Raw genomic sequence first — 16,754 nt, 5'->3', positions numbered from 1 at the left:
GGATCGCCTGAGCCGCTGGCTGAACCGCGGGCACAGGCCATGAGTCTGTCTAGGGACCCGCGCTAGCGCGCCTATCCGAGGAACATCACCATGAAAATCTGGACCGCGACGCTGTTGGCCACCTGCCTGGTCGGTACCGCCCAGGCGGCCGAATCCCTGACGATCCCGGTGAACAAGGTCACCACCGACGGTGTAGGCGAAAGCGTCGGCAGCGTGCAGGTGACCCGTTCCAAGTACGGTCTGGTCTTTACCCCCGACCTCAAGGGCCTGGAGCCCGGCATCCACGGCTTCCATGTCCATACCAAGCCCAACTGCGGCGCGGCCGAGGTGAACGGCACCCTGACCGCCGGGGGCGCCGCAGGCGGCCACCTGGATCCACGCAATACCGGCAAGCACAGCGCGCCCTGGTCGGACGACGGTCACCTGGGCGAATTGCCGGCGCTCTATGTGACCGCCGACGGCCAGGCCACCCAGCCGGTACTGGCGCCGCGGCTGAAACGTCTGGAAGAGATCAAGGGGCATGCGTTGATGGTGCATGCCGGTGGCGACAACTACTCCGACCAGCCCAAACCCCTGGGCGGTGGCGGCGCCCGTGTCGCCTGCGGCGTCATCAAGTAGGCGCCTTCCCCTCCTCATCCCGCCGCAAATCTGGCGGGATGGGCAGATCGGACAGCTTGGGCTTGCGCCCGCGCCCCGCACGGAACTGCCGGAGCTGATAGACATAGGCCAGGACCTGAGCCACGGCGACGTAGAGACCGGCCGGGATCTCCTGATCCACCTCGGTGGAGAAATACACCGCCCGCGCCAGTCCCGGCGACTCCAGCAGCGAGACCTGGTGCTCCTGGGCGATCTCGCGGATCTTCAGCGCGGTGAAGTCGCTGCCCTTGGCCACCAGTACGGGCGCCCCGCCCTTGGCCGCGTCGTACTTGAGCGCCACGGCGAAGTGGGTCGGGTTGGTGATGACCACATCGGCATTGGGTACCTCGGCCATCATCCGCCGCTGCGCCATCTCCCGCTGCATCTGGCGGATCTTGCCCTTGACCTCCGGCTTGCCCTCGCTGTCCTTGTACTCGTCCTTGATCTCCTGCTTGGTCATCATCAGCTTCTTGCGATTGCTGAAGATCTGAAAGGGCACATCCACGGCGGCGATGATCAGCAATCCCAGGGCCAGCAGCAGGGTGGCATGCCCCACCACCTGCATGCTGTGCAGCAGCGCCTGCTCGGTCGGCAGCTTGGCGATCTGCAACAGCGCCGTGCGCTCGCTCATCAGCACCAGTACCGACACGCCGAGGATGATGAAGAACTTGCCCAGGGCCTTGAGCAATTCCACCAGGGAATTCTTGGAAAACATCCGGGCGATGCCGGACATGGGATTCATCCGGCTCGGCTTGGGCGCGAGCATCTTGCCGGAAAACAGGAAGCCGCCCAGGGCGATATGACCGATGATGGCGGCGATCACCACCAGGACGATCATCGGCAGCATCCCGATCATCGCCGCCTTGCCCGAGGCCAGCAGGAAGGTGCCCATGAAGCGCTCGTCCATGACCTCTTCGCGCCGCAGGGAGAAGTTGCTGCGCATCACCTCCAGCAGCTTGCCGCCTAGAAAGGCGCCATACATCAGCAGGCCGCCGACTCCCGAGAGCATGACCGCCACCGTACCGAGTTCGCGTGATCGTGGGAGCTGACCCTCCTCCCGGGAATCACGCTTGCGTTTCTCCGTGGGGTCTTCTGTGCGGTCTTCGCCATCGGATTCAGCCATGTGGCGTATCTCCTAGCGGGCTCGGGCGAGTTCGCGCAGCCATCGCAGCGCCTCGCTGGCGAGACTTTCATAATGAGAGAGGATATCGGCGGTACCGAGCCAGACAATGACCATGCCCAGCACCACGATCAGCGGCATGCCGACGGAAAAGATGTTCAGCTGCGGTGCGGCGCGGGTCATGATGCCAAAGGCGATATTGACCACCAGCAGCGCGGTGATGGCCGGCAGCACCAGCAGGACGCCGGCGCCCAGGACCCAGCCCAGTCGTCCGGCGACCTGCCAGAAGTGCTCGACGCTCAGGGTATCGCCCACCGGCAGGGTGACGAAGCTTTCCGCGAGGATCTCGAACACCACCAGATGACCGTTCATGGCCAGGAACAGCAGCGTCACCAGCATGGTGAAGAACTGCCCCATGACCGGGGCCGAGGCGCCGTTGACCGGATCAATCATGGACGCGAAGCTCAGGCCCGCCTGAGTGGAAATGATCTGCCCCGCCACCACGAAGACATGGAAGAACAGCTGCAGACTGAACCCCATCACCGCGCCGATGAGGATCTGCTCGACGATCAATGGCAGCGCCTGGGGACTGATGGCGTCCACCTGAGGCATCGGTGGCAGGGTCGGTACCAGCACCAGGCTCAAGGCCAGAGCCAGGTACATCCGCACCCGCACCGGGACCAGGGTGGTGCCGATGATCGGCATGGTCATCAATAGCGCGGCGATGCGGAACAGCGGAAACAGGAAGCTGCCGACCCAGCCGCCGATCTGCGCGTCGCTGAGGGCCAGCATGGCCTAGCCGATCAGCCGCGGGATGTTGGCGACCGAGGTTTGGATGAATTCCATCAACTGCCTGATCATCCAGGGTCCCAGGACGATCAGCGTCAACAGGGTGACGATCAGGCGTGGCAGAAAGCTCAGGGTCTGTTCGTTGATCTGGGTCGCGGCCTGGAAGACCGCTACGATCAAACCGACGATCAGACTCGGCACCACCAGCACCGTTACCAGCAGCGCGGTGAGCCAGAGACCCTGGCGGAACAGGTCGACGGCGACTTCAGGGGTCATTTCGCTTCTCCACGCAAAGGGGGCACCGCTAGACGGTGCCGAAGCTGCTGGCCAGGGTGCCCATGATCAATGCCCAGCCATCCACCAGCACGAACAGCATCAGCTTGAACGGCAGGGAGATGATCATCGGCGACAGCATCATCATGCCCATGGCCATCAGCACGCTGGCGATCACCAGATCGATGACCAGGAAGGGAATGAAGATCATGAAGCCGATCTGGAAGGCGGTCTTGAGTTCGGAGGTGACGAAGGCCGGCACCAGGATCGACAGCGGTGCCTGATCGGCGCTGGGGATGTCGGTGCGCTTGGACAGCCGCATGAACAGCTCCAGGTCCGATTGCCGGGTCTGTCCCAGCATGAAGTCCTTCATCGGCACCTGGGCCCGGGCGATGGCGTCCTGGGCACTGAGCTGCTCGTTGAGATAGGGCTGCACGGCGGTGGTGTTGATACGGTCGAACACCGGCGCCATGATGAACAGCGAGAGAAACAGCGCCATGCCCACCAGCACCTGGTTGGACGGCGTGGTCTGCAGCCCCAGCGCCTGGCGCAGGATGGCGAAGACGATGACGATGCGGGTAAAGCTGGTCATCAGCATGACGAACGCCGGGATAAAGCTCAGCGCCGTCATGATCAGCAGGATCTGCAGGCTGACCGAATACTCCTGCTGCCCCTCGCCATTGGTACTCAGGGTGATGGCGGGAATCGACAGCGGATTGGCCTGCCCGGCCTGCTGCGCCAGCGCCAGGGGCGCGAACAGCAGCACGGCCAGTCCCAGCAACCAGCCCAGGGTACGTCCCAAGCCGGCCGGTAGACGCAAAGGGGTCATGGTTTCGCCTTGGGATCGCGGCTGATGAGTTCCAGCAGGCGCTGGGCGAATTCCGGGGCCGGCGCTTCCGTCTCGCCGAGCCGCACCGGCTCGCGCAGACTGTGCAACGGCGTGATGCGCCCCCCGGCGACGCCGATCAGCAACTGCTCCTGACCGACCTGCACCAGTACCAGCCGCTCGCGCGGCCCCAGGTGCTGGGTGGAGATCACCTTGATCAGCTGCTGGCCGCGTGGCCCCTGCTGCTGTACCCGGCGCACCAGCCAGGCCAGACCGAGAATCAGCGCGATCACCAGCAGCAGGCCGAGCAGCAGCTGGCCGAGCTGGGCCCCCACATCCAGCCCCGGTGAACTGGCTTCGGCAGCACGCGCGGTCAGGGGCAGGAGACCCAGCGGCAGGAGCAGACTCTTCATGGATCACCGCAGCTTCTTGATACGTTCCGTGGGGCTGATGACGTCGGTCAGGCGGATCCCGAATTTCTCGTTCACCACCACCACCTCACCATGGGCGATCAGCGTACCATTCACCAGCACGTCCAGCGGTTCGCCAGCCAGACGGTCGAGCTCGATGACCGAGCCCTGATTGAGTTGCAGCAGGTTGCGGATGGAGATATCGGTGTGGCCGACCTCCATGGAGATGGTCACCGGGATGTCCAGGATCACATCCAGGTTGGGACCTTCCATGCCGCTCACCGCCAACCCCCCACTGCTCTGACCAAATTCTTCCACCGGCGCCTTGGGCGGCTTGGGGGTTTCGACCTGGGTACCCTGGGCCATCAGGGCATCGATGTCGTCCTGGCTGGCGTCGCCGGCCTCGACCAGGGCCGCAGCCCACTCATCCGCCAGGGCTTGTTCTTCGGGGTTGTCTGCCATCGTCTGGGTCTCGTGCTACGCCGGGCCTCGGCCCGGACAAGAAAACGGTTGTCGCTCAGCGGCCGCGGCTGACCGGTTCGAGAATCTGCAGGGCCAGGTTGCCCTTGCGTGCGCCCATCTTGACTTTGAAGGTGGGCATGCCGTTGGCTCGCATGAGCATTTCCTCCGGCATTTCTACCGGAATCACGTCGCCGGGCTGCATGTTGAGGATATCGCGGAGTTTTAGTTGGCGCCGGACAACCGTCGCCTCCAGCGGCACGCGCACATCGAGCAGGTCCTCGCGCAGGGCCTTGACCCAGCGTTCGTCCTGGTCGTCCACGTCCGACTGGAAACCGGCGTCGAGCATTTCGCGGATCGGCTCGATCATCGAATAGGGCATGGTCACGTGCAGTTCGCCGCCACCGCCATCCAGTTCGATGTTGAAGGTGCTCACCACCACCACTTCGCTGGGGCTGACGATGTTGGCCAGCGCCGGGTTGACCTCGGAGTTCATGTATTCGAACTGGCAGTCGAGCATGGCGCCCCAGGCTTCCTTGAGGTCGACGAAGCACTGGTCGAGCACCATGCGCACCACGCGCAGTTCGGTGGGGGTGAATTCCCGGCCTTCGATCTTGGCGTGGCGGCCGTCACCGCCAAAGAAGTTGTCCACCAGCTTGAATACCAGCCGGGCATCGAGGATGAACAGCGCGGTGCCGCGCAGTGGCTTCATCTTGACCATGTTGAGGCTGGTGGGGACGTATAGCGAATGGATGTACTCGCCAAACTTGGTAACCTGCACCCCGCCCACGGAGACGTCCGCCGAACGCCGCAGCAGGTTGAACATGCTGACCCGGGTGTAGCGGGCGAAGCGTTCGTTGATCATTTCCAAGGTCGGCATGCGTCCGCGGACGATGCGATCCTGGCTGGTGAGGTCATAGCCCTTGATGGTGCCCGGCTCGGCATCGGTCTCGGTCTCGACGATGCCATCGTCGACCCCGTGCAGCAGGGCATCGATTTCATCCTGAGAGAGCAGATCTTGCACGGCCATGGTGTTACCTATTGCAGGACGAGATTGGTGAACAATACCTGTTCGATGGCAGTCTGGCCGGTCAGTTTCTTCGCCAGCTCCTGAACCTTGCTGGTGGCCTGCTGGCGCAGCATCTCCTTGCCCACCGGGGTAAGGAGGCTGTTGAAGTCCTGGCCGGAAAACAGCATCACCAGCTGGTTGCGGACCTGCGGCAATTGCGCCTTGAGCGCATCCATCTGCCCCTGGTCGCGTCCCATCAGGGTGACCGTGACCTGCATGTAGCGCTGACGACCCTCAGCGTTGTAGTTGACCACGAAGGCTGGCACCAGCGCCTGGTAGACCGCGGCGAGATGCACCGGTGCCGCCGGCGCGGCCGGCGCCGCGTGCTCGGGTTCGGCGCTCTTCTTGCCGAGCAGGAACCAGGTCGCGCCCACCGAGGCCCCGATGACCAGCAGCAGGGCCACGACGATGATGATGATGAGTTTGAGCTTGCCCTTGCCCTTGCCTTCTGCGGCTGCACCCTCTGCCGCAGGGGCCTGCTTCTTCGCCATAAGTACTCGACCGAATCCTGTGCTGCCCGTCACCCTTGCCGAGTGACGCAGCTAACCTATTGATACGAAGGGGATATAGCAGGTGCGGCCGAGGCTGTCACCTGGCAGCCGGCGGCCTGTCACGCGTAGTAGTCGACCAGACTGCGCGCCGCGAGCGTGGCCGAGCCGCGCGTTTCGGCGACGTTCGCCACCGCTTCTTCCTCCCCACCACCTGCCACACCGCCTCGACCCCGACGCGAGCCGTCGTCCTGGCCACCCTGCTGCGACTGCTGCCAGGCCTGACCGGACGACTGGTCGGAGACGTTGACGTTAGCCAGGTTCATGCCTTGCTGAGCGAAGAGTTCGCGCAGCCGCTGGCTGCCATTGTCCAGGGCCTCGCGCACGTCGGCGTGGGGGCTGGCGAAGGTGACCTGGGTCTGGTCCTGGGTCATGTCGATGCGCACCTCCAGCTTGCCCAGTTGCGCCGGTTCCATCTGGATGTCGGCGGTCTTGAGATTCTGGCTGGACATCCACATGACCTTGTCGACCACCGCCTCGCTGAAGTTGCCGGCCTGCGGACTGAGCGGCTGGCCAGGCACAGTGGCGGTGACCGGGCGAGCCGTCGCCGCGGGCGTACTGAGCGCTTGCGACAGGGAGGTGAGTTTATCGGCAAAGGCCTCGGCCTTGCTCGGTACCGCCGCGTCCTGGCCATCCCCCTGATCCAAGACCGCGACCAGCGCAGCGCTGGCCGCCTGATCCGCTGCGGGGACGGGCGTACCATCCCCTGGCAACAGTCCCTGCAGCTGCGTTGCTGCCAAGTTGTTGGCGTTGGTGGCGGCCTTGTTGGCATCACCCTGAGCCTGAGGCAGCTGACCCAGCAGTTGCGCCAAGCCGGCGTCCGGCGCCTGCTGCTCGCCGGTCTTGGTCGCGGTGGCCGTTGCGCCAGCCGCCACTCCCGTGGCGGTTCCCGGAATGGCAGAGGCCAAGGCGCCGCCCAGCACCGCTGTCGGATCAGGGGTCTCGGTAGCGGTGGCGGTGGTGGTCGCTTCGGCAGTCGTCCCGGTCGGGGCCTGGGCGGTCGCCACCGGCACGGCTACCGGCTGCGGGAGCTGACCGGTCATACCGAACATGAACAGCGGATCCAGTACCGCATCGATCGGCGCCTTGGCGTCTTCGTCCTTGGCCACCGGCAAGGCCTTGCCGCTGTCGTCGGTGGCGGCTGCCGATTGCTCGCCGCTCTTGGCGGTGCTGTCGGCCTGGGGCTTGGCGTCCGCCGTGCGGTCGTCATCAGCAGCGCGTGGCGTCCGGTCATCGGCATCCCGGGCACGCCCGGATTCGTTCTTGCGCGCCTGGCTGGGCGCCTTGCTATCGCTGGTATCGCGCGGCTTTTCGCTGCGCGCCGGCTCCCGCGGCTGCTCCTGGGCAAAGACGTCGGCGAACCGCTCCTGCGCCGCCGGGCGATCCTGGGAAGGGGTCTTGGCCGCAGCTCTGCCGGTAGCGGCTGGAGAGGTGGCGGTATTCAGAAGGAAATCGGGCACGACTGCCATGGAAAGCTCCGAACGACGGGTTTTCGGATACCTAGCAAGTTACGCGCCAGCCGCAAACGCCAGCGCTTTGACGAGTCAGCCGGCGTAGCGTTGCCGCTCGACCTTGAACAGGATGCGGACAATGGCGAATTCGCGCTCCATGGCGGAGATACCCATGGCCAGCTCGGCGGTGGAGGCCCGCCGCCGAGCGCCCTCCTCCACCTCCCGACACAGCTGCGCCAGAGGCGCTGCGCCCATGTTGCCGGCACTGCCCTTGAAGCTGTGCGCCAGCTGACGGACCTGCTCGGCATCAGCACCGATCACGCTACGCTTGAGCTCGGCGATACGCTCTTCGCAGTCGAGCAGAAAGGTTTCGATGAGGTCGACGTATTCCTCCTCCATGCAGTCGCGCAGGGTGGCGAGCGTTTCCGGATCGAGGTGGGAGGAAAACATCGGCATTCTCACTGACGGGGAGACAAGGAACGAGCGTCGAGGTCGGGGCTAGATATAGGTCGAACGGGCCCGCTGGGCGTATTCGTCCATCTGTTTCTGCTCGCGCTTGTCCTCGACCAGGCGCTGCTCCTGGCGATAGCGCTCGACCAGCTTGCGCAGACCTTCGAGACGAGCATAACGCTCCTGCCACTGGGTGCGCGCCTTGGCCACCACGTCGCGGTGCCATTGGGCGTTTCGCTCCTGCTGGCCGATCGCCTCTTCCAGCTGGCTGAGAAAGCGCTGATAGCCGATCAGCCACTGCCCGGTGACACCACGGCTGCCATTGACCACCAGCCGTTGCTGGTAATCCTCGCGATAGCGCTGCAATTCCCCCAGCTTGAACTCGGCCTGGGCCAGTTGCTGCTGGCATTGCCCCAGGCGCTGGGCGGCGTCACGCTCGTCGCGTTCGCTCATCTCCACCACCGGCCCCAGACGTTCGGCTCTGCCTTTCATGATCTATCAGCCTCCCAATACGGCTTGGAGATTGGCGGAACTCTGCTCCAGCGATTCGCTCTCGCGCAGGCCCTGACGCAGGAACTGCTGCATGGGCGCATAGCGGGCGATCGCCAGATCGGTTTCGGCATTTCCGCCGGGTACATAGGCACCGACGCTGAGCAGGTCCTTGGCCTGCTGATAGAGCGACCAGAGCTGCTTTACGCGCTGGGCGTTGCGCAGATGCTCCGGGCTGACCACCTGGGGCATGACCCGGCTGATGGAAGCCTCGATGTCGATCGCCGGATAGTGCCCTTCCTCGGCCAGCCGCCGCGACAGCACGAAGTGACCATCCAGCACGCCACGCGCCGAGTCGGCGATGGGATCCTGCTGGTCGTCGCCTTCCGAGAGCACAGTATAAAACGCCGTGATCGAACCCCCACCTTTTTCTGCGTTGCCGGCCCGCTCCACCAGGCGCGGCAGCTTGGCAAACACCGACGGCGGATAGCCCTTGGTCGCCGGCGGCTCGCCGATGGCCAGGGCGATCTCCCGCTGCGCCTGGGCATAGCGGGTCAGGGAATCCATCAGCAGGAGCACGTTCTTGCCCTTGTCGCGGAAGTATTCGGCGATGCGGGTGCAGTACATGGCCGCGCGCAGGCGCAGCAGGGGCGCATCGTCCGCCGGCGAAGCCACGACCACGGCCCGCTTGATGCCCTCCTCGCCAAGGATGTGCTCGATGAATTCCTTCACTTCGCGACCCCGTTCGCCGATCAGCCCGACCACGATGATCTCGGCCTTGGTCAGCCGGGTCATCATGCCGAGCAGCACGCTCTTGCCCACGCCGGTACCGGCGAACAGGCCGAGACGCTGGCCGCGACCTACCGTCAACAAACCGTTGATGCTGCGGATGCCAACGTCCAGGGGCTCGCTGATGGGTTCGCGCTTGAGCGGGTTGATGGTGGGACCGTCCATGGGCACCCAGTCTTCGGCACGCATGCGGCCCTTGCCGTCCAGGGCATTGCCCAGGCCATCCAGTACGCGGCCGAGCATGGACATCCCCATGGGCAGGCGGCCGGTATCCGGCACGGGCACCACCCGGGCGCCGGGGGCGATGCCGGCCAGGCTGCCCACCGGCATGAGAAAGGTCTTGTTGCCGTTGAAGCCCATCACCTCGGCCTCGACTTCCACGGGCTGGTAGCCACCGCCATTGATCAACCGGCAACGACTGCCAACGGCGGCGCGCAGGCCTTCGGCCTCCAGGGTGAGACCGACCATGCGCAACAGGCGGCCTTCGATCACCGGCTGCTGCTCGACCCGGATGGCTTCATCGTAACCGCTGAGGCGGCGTTCGAAACTCAGACGCTCAAGACGCATGGGAGGCATCCTCGATGTCGATGTGCAGATCGGCTTCCTGGGGCTGGGTCGCCTGATGGCGCTGCTGTTCGGCCAGCTGGGTCAGGGCCTGGGTCAGACGGGTCTCGATGCTGGCATCGATGACGCTGCTCTCGGTCTCGATCCGGCAGCCGCCGGGCATCAGGGTCTCGTCTTCGAGGATGCGCCATTTTTCCTCGTGGCGATCGCGCAGGGCCTTCATCAATTCAAAGTCCTGGGGGCTGACCTGGATACGGATGTTCTCGGCCCCCATGGGCAGCAGCTTCAGCGCCGTGCGCACCACCTGAACCAATTGACTGGAGTCTAGCGTGAGTTCGCGCTGGATGACCTCGCGGGTGATGTGCCGGACCAGCTGCACCATGCCGGCTTCCAGGGCCTGGTCCTGCTCGCCGATGGGATCGAGCAGATGACTCATCAGGGTTTCCAGGCTGGCCAGCCGGGCAGCCAGCACCGCCTCGGCTTCCTGGCGCGCCCTGAGCTGGCCAGCGTGGTAGCCGTCACGCTCGCCGGTGGCGAAGCCCTCGTTGTAGGCCTCCTGACGGATCGCCTCCAGCTCTTCGAGGGTGATCGGCTGGACCTCTTCGGCCGGTACCTCTTCGATCTGGGGTTCCGGCTGGGCCTCGGGCTCGGCAGCGGTGGGCGCTGGGATCACCTCGGGCTCGTCGAAGCTGTCGAAGGCTGGCAGGCGCCAGACATCGAAGGCTTCCAGGTCCCGCGCTCTGATCAGTTCGCTTGCCGCTTCTTTGCTCATTACCTGTCCGTCAGAAAACCGCTACTGACCAGACCTTAGCAAAGCACAGGCCAATCCTTGCAAGCTGTCAGACCATTTCCTCGCCACCCTTGCCACCGAGGACGATCTCGCCGGCGTCGGCCATGCGGCGGGCCACCGCGAGCACCTCCTTCTGCGCCCCCTCCACCTCGGAGAGCCGCACAGGGCCCTTGGCCTCCAGATCGTCGCGCAGCAGTTCCGCCGCGCGCTTGGACATGTTGCGGAAGAACTTCTCCTTGATGCCGTCGTCGGCGCCCTTGAGCGCCAGCACCAGCACATCGGAAGACACCTCCCGCAAGAGCGCCTGGATGCCACGATCGTCGACGTCGGCCAGATTGTCGAAGACGAACATCAGGTCCTCAATCTGCCCCGACAGATCCTGGTCCGCGTCGCGGATCGCCTCCATCAGCGGGCCTTCGACCGAGCTGTCCAGGTAGTTCATGATGTCGGCGGCGCGTTTCACGCCGCCCAGCGCGGTACGGGTGGTGCTGGCGCTGCCGGAGAACTGCTTCTCCAGGATCAGGTTGAGTTCCTTGAGCGCCGCCGGTTGCACGGTGTTCAGCGAGGAGACGCGCAGGACGATGTCCAGGCGCACCTTGTGATCGAAGTGCCCGAGCACCTCGGCGGCCTGGTCGGGATCCAGGTAGGCCACCACGATGGCCTGGATCTGCGGGTGCTCATAGCGAATAACGTCGGCCACGGCGCGCGGCTCCATCCACTTCAGGCTGTCCAGGCCGCTGGTGTTGCCGCCCAGCAGGATGCGGTCGATCAAGCCGCTGGCCTTGTCTTCGCCCAGCGCCTGGGTGAGCATCTTGCGGATGTAGCCATCGGCGCCCACGCCCAGACTGGTCTGATCGCCCACCACCTCGATGAAGTCGCCCAGCACCCGCTCGACCTGCTCGCGGTTGACGTTGCGCATCTGGGCCATGGCGGTACCGACCTTCTGCACCTCCTTGGGCCCCATGTGGCGCAGGATCTGCGCGGCATCGGCTTCGCCCAGCGACAGGAGGAAGATGGCGGCCTTCTCTACCTTGGAAAGTTGCGCTTCATTCGTCGCCATTGATCCAATCCTTCACTACCTGGGCGACACGGCCCGGATCATCGTTGACCAGCTGCTTGATGGCGGTCAGTTGAGCGTCATAGCCCTCGCTCGGGCTCGGCAGCAACAGCGGTGCCGGACCGGCCAGGCTCACCTTGTCGTCGGCCAGATCGTCCGACAGGCCATCCAGACCACCGGCACCCAGGGCACCGGCACCACCGGCAGCGGCCAGGGCGGCGGCGTCCTTGGTGTTGCCGCCGGACAGATTCTTCAGCACCGGACGCAGCACCCCAAAGACTAGCACCAGGATGAAGAGGACGCCGAGGGCCTGCTTGATCACCCCCCAGAACCAGGGCTGCTGGTAGAAGGGAATGCTCTCGATCTCTTCCTGCTGCACCGGGGCGAAGGGCGCATTGATCACGCTCACGCTGTCGCCACGGCTGGCGTCGAAGCCCACGGCATCCTGCACCAGGCGGGTGAAGCGAGCCAGGTCTTCGGGGGTCCAGGGCTGATGGCTGACCTTGCCAGTGGCATCGACCTTGACCTGATCGTCCAGCACCACCGCGACGGAAAGCCGACGCAGACGACCCTGCTGCTGACGGGTATAGCTGATGCTGCGGTCAAGCTCGTAGTTACGGGTGTTCTGCTCACGCTTGTCGGTCGGGTACGGCAGGGTCGCCGGCAGGCTAGTCTTGCTGTCGTAGATGTACTGGTCATTGGCGTCGCGCAGCGGCTGACCCGGCGCGATGTAGTTGGCGCCGCCACCCTGGGCACCGGCCTTTTCCGGGGTCGAGGACGGACCGGGTGGCTGGTTGGACAGGGCACCGGGCACGCCCTGAGCGCCGCCGCCGGAAGTCTGACGCTGCTCGCTGTTCTGCTGCTCGCTACGCAGCGCCGGCTGATCCGGGTTGAACTGCTCGGAGGTCGACTCCACGGCATTGAAGTCCACATCGGCAGCCACTTCGGCCTTGAAGCGACCGTTGCCCACCACCGGCTGCATGATGTTCTGCACGCGCTGGGTCAGGGAGCCTTCCATCTTGCGGGTGTAGTCCAGCTGCTTGCCGGCGATCGACAGCTCGGAAAGATTCTGCTGATCGGACAGCAATTGCCCCTTCTGGTCGACGATGGTGACCTGGGACTTGTCCAGTTCCGGCACGCTGGTGGCGACCAGATTGATGATGGCCATGACCTGACCGGCATCCAGGGTACGGCCGGGATACATCTCGACCAGCACAGAAGCGCTCGGCTTGCGCTCGTCGCGAACGAACACCGAACTCTTCGGGATCGCCAGGTGTACCCGGGCGCCCTTGATGCCGTTGAGGCTGGAGATGGTCCGGGCCAGTTCGCCTTCCAGGCTGCGACGATAGTTGGCCGCCTCCATGAACTGGCTGGTGCCCAGCGGCTGCTCCTTGTCCAGCAGTTCGAAGCCGACGTTGCCATCGGAGGGGGTGATGCCGGCTGCGGCCATCTTCATGCGCGCGCGGCCAATGTCATCGGACTTGACCAGCAGGGCGCCGGAATTCGGATCGACCTTGTAGCCGATGTCGGCCGCGCCCAGGGCCTGCAGCACCTGATTAGCGTCGAGACCATTCATGCTGGTGTACAGCGGCCGATAGTCCGGCTGCTGGGTCCAGAGCACCACGGCGAAACCCAGGGCGACGCTGGCGGCCAGGCCAATCAGCAGCCCCATCTGCCGCAGCAGCGGCATGTCGGACAGGTTGTCGAGAAAGCTGAGACCCAGCAACGACTTCTTGGGCTTGTCTTCAGCCTCGGGCTTGGTCGTGGGGACGGGGGCGTTGGTAAGAGCGTCAGCCATTTTCTAGACCGTCCTCAAATCGACATTTGCATGATGTCTTGGTACGCCTGCACGAACTTGTTGCGTACCTGGGTCAAGGCCTGCACGGAGACGCTGGCCTTCTGCGAAGCGATCATGACTTGAGTGAGGTCGACGCCACCCTGACCCAGCTCGAAGGCCTTGGCCATCTCGCCGGCGGTCTGCTGGGTCTCGTTGACGGAGCCCACGGCCTTGCTGAGCATGTCGGCGAAGCTCGGACCCTGGACCTGCTCTGCGCCGGCAGCAGGCGCTGCGACGACTTTCGACCGGGCCATGGCTTCGGTCTGCATGGAGCGCATTTCCAGCATCAACCGATTGAACTCGACACCTTGAACCATTTTGCTCTGCTCCTCTGGCACGGGAAATTGACGCCGTACCCACTCGTGTCAGAGATAGAGCAATGCCTGTGCCAGATCCTAAAAATTCAGCTAAAACAATGGCTTGGTAAAAAGATGCCGAGAGACGGTTAAAGTTTGCCGAAAATCAGTCGACGCTGAGGAGTTCACGGTTGCGCTGCAGCAGGGCCTTGCCGATACCCTTGACCTCGAGCAGCTCGTCCACGGAGGCAAAGGCGCCATGGGCTTGGCGATGGTCGACGATGGCCTGTGCCTTGACCGCCCCGATACCCCGCAGCCGTTGCAGCGCGGTGGCGTCGGCGACATTGATGTTCAGCGGCGCCGGATCGGCAGATTTGGTCGCGGCAATCGCGCTGGGCTCGCAAGCACCCGCCCAGGGACTGAGCAGGGCCAGCAACGTCACTATCCAGATGAATCTCATAGAGGAACCTCCTTGTTCCGCTGTTTGATTCGAGGAGCTTAACGCAAAGGATCAGGCGGTCAACTCACCAGCGACCCTGCCTGGGCGCGCTCGGTCCTGAGCGCCAGCAGGGTCTGGCGCACACCCTGGCGCCAGTCGCTGGGCGGGATAGCGAAATGCTGCTCCAGGGCGCTGGAATCCAGCATGGAATAGGCTGGGCGCTTGGCCAGGGTGGGAAACTCGGAGGTGGCGATGCCAGTGATCAGCGGCGCGCGCTCCAGCATGCCCAGCTCCTGGCCGGCATCGACGATGTAGCGCGCGAAGTCGCACCAGCTCAGGCCGCTGTCGCCACCGAAGTGATAGAGCCCGTAGGCCACCTGCTCGGGCTGAGCCTGAGCCTGGACGGCGATCTGCAACAGGGCGTCGGCGATATGGCCAGCATAGGTCGGGCAACCCACCTGATCGCTGACCACGCGCAATTCGTCGCGATCGGCGGCAAGCCGCAGCATGGTCTTGAGAAAGTTGTTGCAGTGTTCGCTGAATACCCAGGCTGTTCTCAGCACCACCGAGCGCGGGCAAGCGGAGAACACCCGATTCTCCCCTTCCAGCTTGGTCATGCCGTAGACCCCGGAGGGGCTGACCGGATCCTCGACCTGGTAGGGCTCGGTCGCCGTACCGTCGAAGACATAGTCGGTGGACAGATGCAGCAGCGCGATACCGGCAGCGCCGCAGGCCTGGGCCAGAACTGCGGGACCTTCGATATTGCCACGGGCGGCGATCTCCGGCTCCTGCTCGGCCTTGTCGACCGCCGTGTAGGCGGCCGCATTGATCACGACGTCCGGCGCGAATCGCTCGAGATGGCTGGTTACCGAGCCTTCGTCAGCGATATCCAGAGTGGCACGTCCATGGGCCTCCCATGCCAGTTCTGAACGCTGAAGCCGATCGGTCAGACAACGTCCGACCTGACCGTTCGCGCCGGTAACCAGTATCTTCATCTATACAGCTCCGCCAATCGAAGACCTTGTGCATCTTTGGCGGACAGGATGGGATCCGTTACCCGCCAGTCGATATTCAGATCCGGATCATTCCAGATCAAAGACCCTTCATCAGAGGGATCGTAATAATCTGTGCACTTGTATTCAAAATCAGCGGTTTCCGACAGCACCACGAAGCCGTGGGCGAGGCCCGGCGGTATCCAGAGCTGGCGCTTGTTGTCTTCCGAGAGGATCTCGGCGACCACGTTGCCGAAGGTAGGCGAACCGCGACGGATGTCGACGGCCACGTCCAGCACCTCGCCGCGCACGACGCGCACCAGCTTGCCTTGCGGCTTGCTGCGCTGGAAATGCAGACCGCGCAGCACATTGCGGGCGGAACGTGAGTGGTTGTCCTGGACGAAGGCCAGGGTGATCCCCGCCTGCTGGGCATAGCGCTCCGCCTGGAAGGACTCCAGGAAGAAGCCGCGGTCGTCACCGAAGACCTTGGGTTCGATTAGCTTGACGTCCGGGATCGCGGTATCGAAGACCTGCATCAGTCCTGCTCCTTGCACAAACGGGCCAGGTACTGGCCGTAGCCGGTCTTGCTGAGGGCTTCGGCCTGCAATGCCATCTGCTCGCAGGTGATCCAGCCTTTCTGGAAGGCGATCTCTTCGAGGCAGGCGACCTTCAGGCCCTGGCGTTTCTCGATGGTCTGGACGAAATGGCCGGCTTCCAGCAGGGCATCGTGGGTACCGGTATCCAGCCAGGCGAAACCACGACCCAGCAGGGAAACGTTCAGCGAGCCACGGCGCAGGTACTCGTTGTTGACGTCGGTGATTTCCAGCTCGCCGCGGGGCGACGGCTTGATGTTGGCAGCGATGTCCAGCACGTCGTTGTCGTAGAAATACAGACCGGTGACGGCGTAGTTGGATTTCGGCTTCTTGGGCTTCTCTTCGATGCTCAGGGCCTTGCCCTGCTCGTCGAACTCGACCACACCGAAGCGCTCGGGGTCGGCCACGTAGTAGCCGAAGACGGTGGCGCCCTTCTCCACGCTCGCCGCCTTGAGCAGCGTCTCGCTGAAGCGCTGACCGTAGAAGATGTTGTCGCCCAGGACCAGACAGACGTTGTCATCGCCGACGAATTCGCGACCGATGATGAAGGCCTGAGCCAGCCCGTCCGGACTGGGCTGCTCGGCATAGCTCAGCTGCATGCCGAAGTGGCTGCCGTCACCGAGCATGCGCTGGAAGCCGGGCAGGTCGGCCGGCGTCGAGATGATCAGGACTTCCTGAATACCGGCCAGCATCAGCACGGACAGCGGATAGTAGATCATGGGCTTGTCGTAGATCGGCAGCGACTGTTTGGACACGCCCAGGGTAATGGGGTGCAAACGGGTACCGGAGCCACCGGCCAGCAGAATTCCCTTGTATTTGCTCATGGCAATCGTCCTCTGAAAATTGACTGTTGCTGTCGGTCGGACACGCCTGCAGG

The 16,754-nt window shown here is 64.2% G+C and carries 21 protein-coding genes; 1 reads left to right on the top strand and 20 read right to left on the bottom strand.

Annotation, left to right across the window (positions count from 1 at the left end):
- Positions 1 to 90: 90 nt before the first annotated feature.
- Positions 91 to 618, top strand: a complete 528-nt coding sequence (sodC, locus tag NRG74_RS02330; protein WP_017642084.1) for a superoxide dismutase family protein — start codon at positions 91 to 93, stop codon at positions 616 to 618.
- Here the strand turns inward: sodC and flhB are convergent.
- The 20 genes from flhB to rfbA form a co-directional block, all read right to left on the bottom strand.
- Positions 611 to 1,759 (bottom strand): flagellar biosynthesis protein FlhB, encoded by a 1,149-nt coding sequence (gene flhB / locus NRG74_RS02325; RefSeq protein WP_064308324.1) that lies wholly within the window; start codon positions 1,757 to 1,759, stop codon positions 611 to 613. The two genes, sodC and flhB, sit on opposite strands and share 8 nt — an antisense overlap.
- 12 nt (positions 1,760 to 1,771) lie before the next feature.
- The gene (fliR, locus tag NRG74_RS02320; RefSeq protein WP_017642082.1) at positions 1,772 to 2,548 is read right to left on the bottom strand and encodes a flagellar biosynthetic protein FliR; all 777 of its coding nucleotides are present in this window, start codon (positions 2,546 to 2,548) and stop codon (positions 1,772 to 1,774) included.
- A gap of 3 nt (positions 2,549 to 2,551) precedes the next feature.
- Positions 2,552 to 2,821, bottom strand: coding sequence for a flagellar biosynthesis protein FliQ (fliQ, locus tag NRG74_RS02315; protein ID WP_017642081.1), 270 nt, complete (start codon positions 2,819 to 2,821; stop codon positions 2,552 to 2,554).
- Positions 2,822 to 2,849: 28 nt separating this feature from the next.
- Positions 2,850 to 3,647: a flagellar type III secretion system pore protein FliP gene (fliP, locus tag NRG74_RS02310; protein WP_093254838.1), complete on the bottom strand. Its 798-nt coding sequence runs from the start codon at positions 3,645 to 3,647 to the stop codon at positions 2,850 to 2,852.
- On the bottom strand, positions 3,644 to 4,057 hold the full coding sequence (gene fliO / locus NRG74_RS02305; RefSeq protein WP_160923475.1) for a flagellar biosynthetic protein FliO: 414 nt from the start codon (positions 4,055 to 4,057) through the stop codon (positions 3,644 to 3,646). Before fliO ends, fliP begins: the two co-directional genes overlap by 4 nt.
- Before the next feature lie 3 nt (positions 4,058 to 4,060).
- Entirely contained in the window at positions 4,061 to 4,516 is a 456-nt protein-coding gene (gene fliN, locus NRG74_RS02300) for a flagellar motor switch protein FliN (RefSeq protein WP_017642078.1), read from the bottom strand.
- 55 nt (positions 4,517 to 4,571) lie between these two features.
- Positions 4,572 to 5,543 (bottom strand): flagellar motor switch protein FliM, encoded by a 972-nt coding sequence (gene fliM, locus NRG74_RS02295; protein WP_017642077.1) that lies wholly within the window; start codon positions 5,541 to 5,543, stop codon positions 4,572 to 4,574.
- Between the two features lie 8 nt (positions 5,544 to 5,551).
- A complete protein-coding gene (fliL, locus tag NRG74_RS02290) occupies positions 5,552 to 6,073 on the bottom strand; it encodes a flagellar basal body-associated protein FliL (RefSeq protein WP_017642076.1) in 522 nt (173 codons plus the stop codon).
- 119 nt (positions 6,074 to 6,192) lie between these two features.
- Positions 6,193 to 7,599 carry a flagellar hook-length control protein FliK gene (locus NRG74_RS02285; protein ID WP_257705642.1) on the bottom strand — a complete coding sequence of 469 codons (1,407 nt, stop codon included), beginning with the start codon at positions 7,597 to 7,599 and terminating at the stop codon, positions 6,193 to 6,195.
- Positions 7,600 to 7,674: 75 nt separating this feature from the next.
- The gene (locus tag NRG74_RS02280) at positions 7,675 to 8,031 is read right to left on the bottom strand and encodes an Hpt domain-containing protein (RefSeq protein ID WP_093254832.1); all 357 of its coding nucleotides are present in this window, start codon (positions 8,029 to 8,031) and stop codon (positions 7,675 to 7,677) included.
- A 48-nt stretch (positions 8,032 to 8,079) separates the two neighbouring features.
- Positions 8,080 to 8,523, bottom strand: a complete 444-nt coding sequence (gene fliJ / locus NRG74_RS02275; RefSeq protein ID WP_017642073.1) for a flagellar export protein FliJ — start codon at positions 8,521 to 8,523, stop codon at positions 8,080 to 8,082.
- A gap of 6 nt (positions 8,524 to 8,529) precedes the next feature.
- Positions 8,530 to 9,876, bottom strand: a complete 1,347-nt coding sequence (fliI, locus tag NRG74_RS02270; protein WP_017642072.1) for a flagellar protein export ATPase FliI — start codon at positions 9,874 to 9,876, stop codon at positions 8,530 to 8,532.
- Positions 9,866 to 10,645, bottom strand: coding sequence for a flagellar assembly protein FliH (gene fliH / locus NRG74_RS02265; protein WP_257705641.1), 780 nt, complete (start codon positions 10,643 to 10,645; stop codon positions 9,866 to 9,868). Before fliH ends, fliI begins: the two co-directional genes overlap by 11 nt.
- Positions 10,646 to 10,712: 67 nt before the next feature.
- A complete protein-coding gene (gene fliG, locus NRG74_RS02260; protein WP_017642070.1) occupies positions 10,713 to 11,723 on the bottom strand; it encodes a flagellar motor switch protein FliG in 1,011 nt (336 codons plus the stop codon).
- Positions 11,710 to 13,518, bottom strand: coding sequence for a flagellar basal-body MS-ring/collar protein FliF (fliF, locus tag NRG74_RS02255; RefSeq protein ID WP_257705640.1), 1,809 nt, complete (start codon positions 13,516 to 13,518; stop codon positions 11,710 to 11,712). The genes fliG and fliF overlap by 14 nt, the downstream gene beginning before the upstream one ends.
- 14 nt (positions 13,519 to 13,532) lie before the next feature.
- The gene (gene fliE / locus NRG74_RS02250) at positions 13,533 to 13,874 is read right to left on the bottom strand and encodes a flagellar hook-basal body complex protein FliE (protein WP_257705639.1); all 342 of its coding nucleotides are present in this window, start codon (positions 13,872 to 13,874) and stop codon (positions 13,533 to 13,535) included.
- A 145-nt stretch (positions 13,875 to 14,019) separates the two neighbouring features.
- Positions 14,020 to 14,313: a ComEA family DNA-binding protein gene (locus NRG74_RS02245; protein ID WP_173149256.1), complete on the bottom strand. Its 294-nt coding sequence runs from the start codon at positions 14,311 to 14,313 to the stop codon at positions 14,020 to 14,022.
- A gap of 59 nt (positions 14,314 to 14,372) precedes the next feature.
- Entirely contained in the window at positions 14,373 to 15,287 is a 915-nt protein-coding gene (gene rfbD / locus NRG74_RS02240; protein WP_257705638.1) for a dTDP-4-dehydrorhamnose reductase, read from the bottom strand.
- Positions 15,284 to 15,820 carry a dTDP-4-dehydrorhamnose 3,5-epimerase gene (rfbC, locus tag NRG74_RS02235; RefSeq protein WP_017642065.1) on the bottom strand — a complete coding sequence of 179 codons (537 nt, stop codon included), beginning with the start codon at positions 15,818 to 15,820 and terminating at the stop codon, positions 15,284 to 15,286. The genes rfbD and rfbC overlap by 4 nt, the downstream gene beginning before the upstream one ends.
- Positions 15,820 to 16,701, bottom strand: a complete 882-nt coding sequence (gene rfbA / locus NRG74_RS02230) for a glucose-1-phosphate thymidylyltransferase RfbA (RefSeq protein ID WP_007160390.1) — start codon at positions 16,699 to 16,701, stop codon at positions 15,820 to 15,822. The genes rfbC and rfbA overlap by 1 nt, the downstream gene beginning before the upstream one ends.
- Between the last annotated feature and the right edge of the window lie 53 nt (positions 16,702 to 16,754).

Source organism: Pseudomonas oryzihabitans (assembly GCF_024652905.1).
GTDB lineage: Bacteria > Pseudomonadota > Gammaproteobacteria > Pseudomonadales > Pseudomonadaceae > Chryseomonas > Chryseomonas benzopyrenica.
The sequence above is the reverse complement of the archived record's forward strand: the minus strand, read 5'-3'. Positions and strand labels throughout refer to the sequence as shown.